The organism is Ruegeria sp. CJ3, from assembly GCF_056536725.1.
Genome location: NZ_JBQFQE010000018.1, coordinates 1 through 4,100 on the forward strand (window position 1 = coordinate 1; position 4,100 = coordinate 4,100).

The 4,100-nt window shown below is 62.0% G+C and carries 3 protein-coding genes; all 3 read right to left on the reverse strand.

What is annotated here, in order from left to right:
- Nucleotides 1–4: 4 nt before the first annotated feature.
- On the reverse strand, nt 5–436 hold the full coding sequence (locus tag ACR0J1_RS19310; protein ID WP_480734393.1) for a universal stress protein: 432 nt from the start codon (nt 434–436) through the stop codon (nt 5–7).
- Nucleotides 433–3,051 (reverse strand): TRAP transporter permease, encoded by a 2,619-nt coding sequence (locus tag ACR0J1_RS19315; RefSeq protein ID WP_480734392.1) that lies wholly within the window; start codon nt 3,049–3,051, stop codon nt 433–435. The genes ACR0J1_RS19310 and ACR0J1_RS19315 overlap by 4 nt, the downstream gene beginning before the upstream one ends.
- A gap of 119 nt (nt 3,052–3,170) precedes the next feature.
- On the reverse strand, nt 3,171–4,100 hold a 930-nt coding region (locus ACR0J1_RS19320), incomplete at its 5' end, for a TAXI family TRAP transporter solute-binding subunit (RefSeq protein WP_480734391.1).

A 4,100-nucleotide genomic window follows, 5' to 3' on the forward strand; every position in this document is an offset into this window, starting at 1 on the left:
GCCCCTATCTGACGACGTAGACCGACACTTCCGAGTGTCTGACGACTCTGGCGGCGTTTGGGCCGAGGAGGTAGTCTTTGAGGTCTGGTTTGTGGGCGCCGATGACGATGAGGTCGCTGCCGGCTTCCTGGGCGGTGTGCAGGATTTGCTGATAGGCGCTGCCGGTGGCGACGACGTGGCGGACATGGGCGTTGCGGTCCTCGCCCAGGGTGGATGCGCACAGCGCGGTCAGTTTGTCATGCGCGGCCTCGACCGCCTTGTCGTGGAAACCGGCGTCAAAGAACCCCGACACCCAGCTTTCGCCAAAGTCCGGCAGCACGGTCACCACGTCCAGCTGCGCGCCGTCCAGATCGGCCAGTTGGGCCGCGCGCTCCAGCACGCTGGCGTCCAGATCATCATTGCTGATGTCCACGGCACAGAGGACGGATTTGCTCATGGTGTTACCTCTTGTTCGGTGGTGCGGGCGGCGCGGCCCCTTTGCAGGAAGGCGATCAGACCCAAGAGCAGCAGCGCCGGGATGAACATCAGTTCCTTGGGCGGCTGGTTCTGGGGGGCCTGCACGGTGGTGATGCGGACGGGGTCGTCGGCGTAGTAGTCGAAGTTTGCCAGCTCGTCCGAGACCGGGGTGCCGAACAGGGGCTCGTCGAGTTTCACCAGGCCGTCCTCGTTCAGCGGGATCAGACCCAGCGCCTCGATGCGGGCGGCACCGTCGGCCTCGTCGCCGACGGTCAGCACCACGGTGGTTTCGGTCATGTTGCCAGTGTCAAAGTCGGGGCCTTCGACCTCGATGCGCAGGGAACTGCCCGGGGCGGCGTCGCCCACGGCCTGCTCCAGCTGTGCCGGCTCAAACTGCGCGAACGGAGGTGCGATGCGGTTCATGAAGAAGTCCGGACGGAACAGCGCGAATGCGATCAGGATCAGCGCCACGCTTTCATAGATGCGGTTCTTCGTGAGGAACCAGCCCATGGTGCCTGCGGTGAAGATCAGGATCGCGATGGTCGCGGACACAGCCACCAGAATGCCCTGCACCCAACCCACATCAATGAGCAGCAGATCGGTGTTGAAGATGAACACGAAGGGCAGCGCCACGGTGCGCAAGGAATAGAAGAAGGCGGTAAAGCCTGTCTTGATCGCGTCGCCTCCCGACACGGCAGCAGCGGCAAAGCTGGCCAGACCTACGGGTGGCGTCACATCGGCCATGATGCCGAAGTAGAACACAAACAGATGCACCGCGATCAGCGGCACGATCAACCCATCCTGCGCGCCCAGTTCAACAACCACACCGGCCATCAGCGAGCTGACGACGATATAGTTCGCCGTGGTCGGCAGGCCCATGCCCAGAATGAGGCTCAGCAGGCCCACCAAGGCCAGCATGGCGATCAGGTTGCCACCCGACAGGAACTCGACCAGATCGGCCATCACCTGACCCACGCCGGTCAGCGTCACGGTGCCCACGATCACGCCCGCGGTGGCGGTGGCCAGCGCGATGCCGATCATGTTGCGCGCGCCGTCGATCAGACCGTTCCACAGGTCAACCACACCGTCGCGGAAGGCATTGGCAGTGTTGTTCTCGCCCCGGAAGATCGACTTCATCGGCTTCTGCGTCAGCAGGATCACGAACAGCAGCGACGTCGCCCAGAAGGCCGACAGACCCGGCGATTTCTGCTCGATCATCAGGAAGTAGACCAGCACGATGATCGGCAGCAGGTAATGCAGACCGGCCTTGTAGATCTCGGCAATGACCGGCAGCTCGACCTCTTTGGCGTTGGGATCATCGGGCACCAGATCCTCGACGCCCGCGGCCAGTTTCAGCAGGAACAGATAGGCCAGTACGATCAGGCCCGACAGCACCAGACCCGAAGCTCCGGGGATCAGCGCAATGATTGCCTTGATCGGGTATTGGATGCCGTAACACAGCCCGGCAAAGCCCACGAAGAAGATCGCCATGCCGCCAATCGTGCGGCCCATCGACACCACGCGGTTGCCCAGCGTCGGCATGTTCCGCTTCACCGCCTCAAGATGCACGATATAGACCAGCGCGATGTAGGAAATCGCCGCTGGCAGGAAGGCGTGGGTGATCACCTCGACATAAGAGATGCCCACATATTCCACCATCAGGAAGGCCGCAGCGCCCATCACCGGCGGCATGATCTGGCCGTTCACGGATGAGGCCACCTCGACCGAGCCCGCCTGTTCGCTGCTAAAGCCCACCCGCTTCATCAGCGGAATGGTGAAGGTGCCCGTGGTCACCACGTTGGCGATGGAAGACCCCGAGATCAGACCAGTCGCCGCCGAGCCCACCACAGCCGCCTTGGCCGGGCCGCCGCGCAGGTGACCCAGCGCGCCAAAGGCCATCTTGATGAAGTAATTGCCCGCGCCCGCCTTATCCAGCAGCGCGCCGAACAGCACGAACAGGAAGACGAACTTGGTCGAGACACCCAACGCGATGCCAAACACACCCTCGGACGTGATCCACATATGGCTCATGGCCTTTTTCAGGCTGGCGCCCTTCCACTGGATCACTTCGGGCACCCAGTCGGACGAGCCAAAGAACACATAAGCCAGGAAGATCGTGGCAATGATCGCCATCGCCGGGCCAAGCGCACGCCGCGCGGCCTCAAACAGCAACAGAAGGCCACCAAGGGCCACCCATTTGTCCACGTCATCGGCCAGCAGGCCATTGTTCACGACTTTTTCGTAGAAGATATAACCATAGAGCGCGATCACCGCGCCCACCACGCCCATGATCCAGTCCTGAATGGGGATGTAATTGCGCGGGCTGGATTTCAGCGCCGGATAGGCCGCAAAGGCCAGAAAGATGGCAAAAGCCAGATGGATCTGGCGCGAGTTGTTCACCACGCTGCCCGGCAGCAGCATATTCGAGACCGGCGAGGCCAGCACCACCTGAAAGACCGACCACAGCACCGCGACGATGGCCAGGAATATCCCGACATTGCCCGCCGGATTGCGCGCGCCCGCATCGGACGAGGCCACCAGATCCTGAAGCTCTTCTTCGGATAGCGGACGATTGGATTGTGTGTCGGAACTCATCAGGCGTCTCCCCGTCGCTGTGCGATCTTTTCGGGCCGTTTCGGCCTCATTGTCACCCAGCTCCCCGGGCGAGCAAAAGGGGCGCGCCCATCACAGGCGCGCCCCGCATCAGGTCCGGCTTACTGCAGCCAGCCTTTTTCCTTGTAGTACTTCTCGGCACCCGGATGCAGCGGCGCCGACAGGCCATCCGCAATCATCTCTTCCGGCTGCAGGTTGGCAAACGCCGGGTGCAGCTTTTTGAAGTCATCGAAGTTTTCAAAGACCGAGCTGACAACCGCATAGACCGCATCATCCGACACGTCTGCCGAGGTCACGAAGGTCGCGCCCACACCAAAGGTCGTGGTGTCTTCGTCCGACCCACGGTACATGCCGCCCGGAATGGTCGCGGTGCGGTAGTAGGAATTGCCGTCGATCAAGCCGCTGATCGCGTCGCCGGTCACGTTCACCAGAACCGAGTCACACGCGGTGGTCGCTTCCTGGATCGAGCCCGACGGGTGACCCACGGTATAGATCATCGCGTCCAGCTGGTTGTCGCACAGCGCCGCCGATTGCTCGGCCGCTTTCAGTTCGGATGCCAGTTCAAAGTCATCAATGGTCCAGCCCATCGCTTCCAGCACAACATCCATCGTGCCGCGCTGACCCGAACCCGGGTTGCCGATGTTCACGCGCTTGCCCTTGAGGTCCTCAAAGCTGGAAATCCCCGCATCGGCGCGCGCCACAACCGTGAACGGCTCGGGATGCACCGAGAACACCGCCCGCAAATTCTCAAACGCGCCCGCGTCTTCGAACTTCGAGGTGCCGTTATACGCATGGTACTGCCAGTCCGACTGCGCCACACCAAACTCCAGCTCGCCCTCGCGAATGGTGTTGATGTTGTAAACCGACCCACCCGTCGATTCCACCGAGCACCGAACCCCATGTTCCTTGCGCCCCTTGTTCACCAAACGGCAAATCGCGCCACCCGTCGGATAGTAAACTCCCGTTACACCACCCGTCCCAATCGTGATAAACTCCTCTGCATACGCCGCAGGCGCTAGAAACGCAGCAGT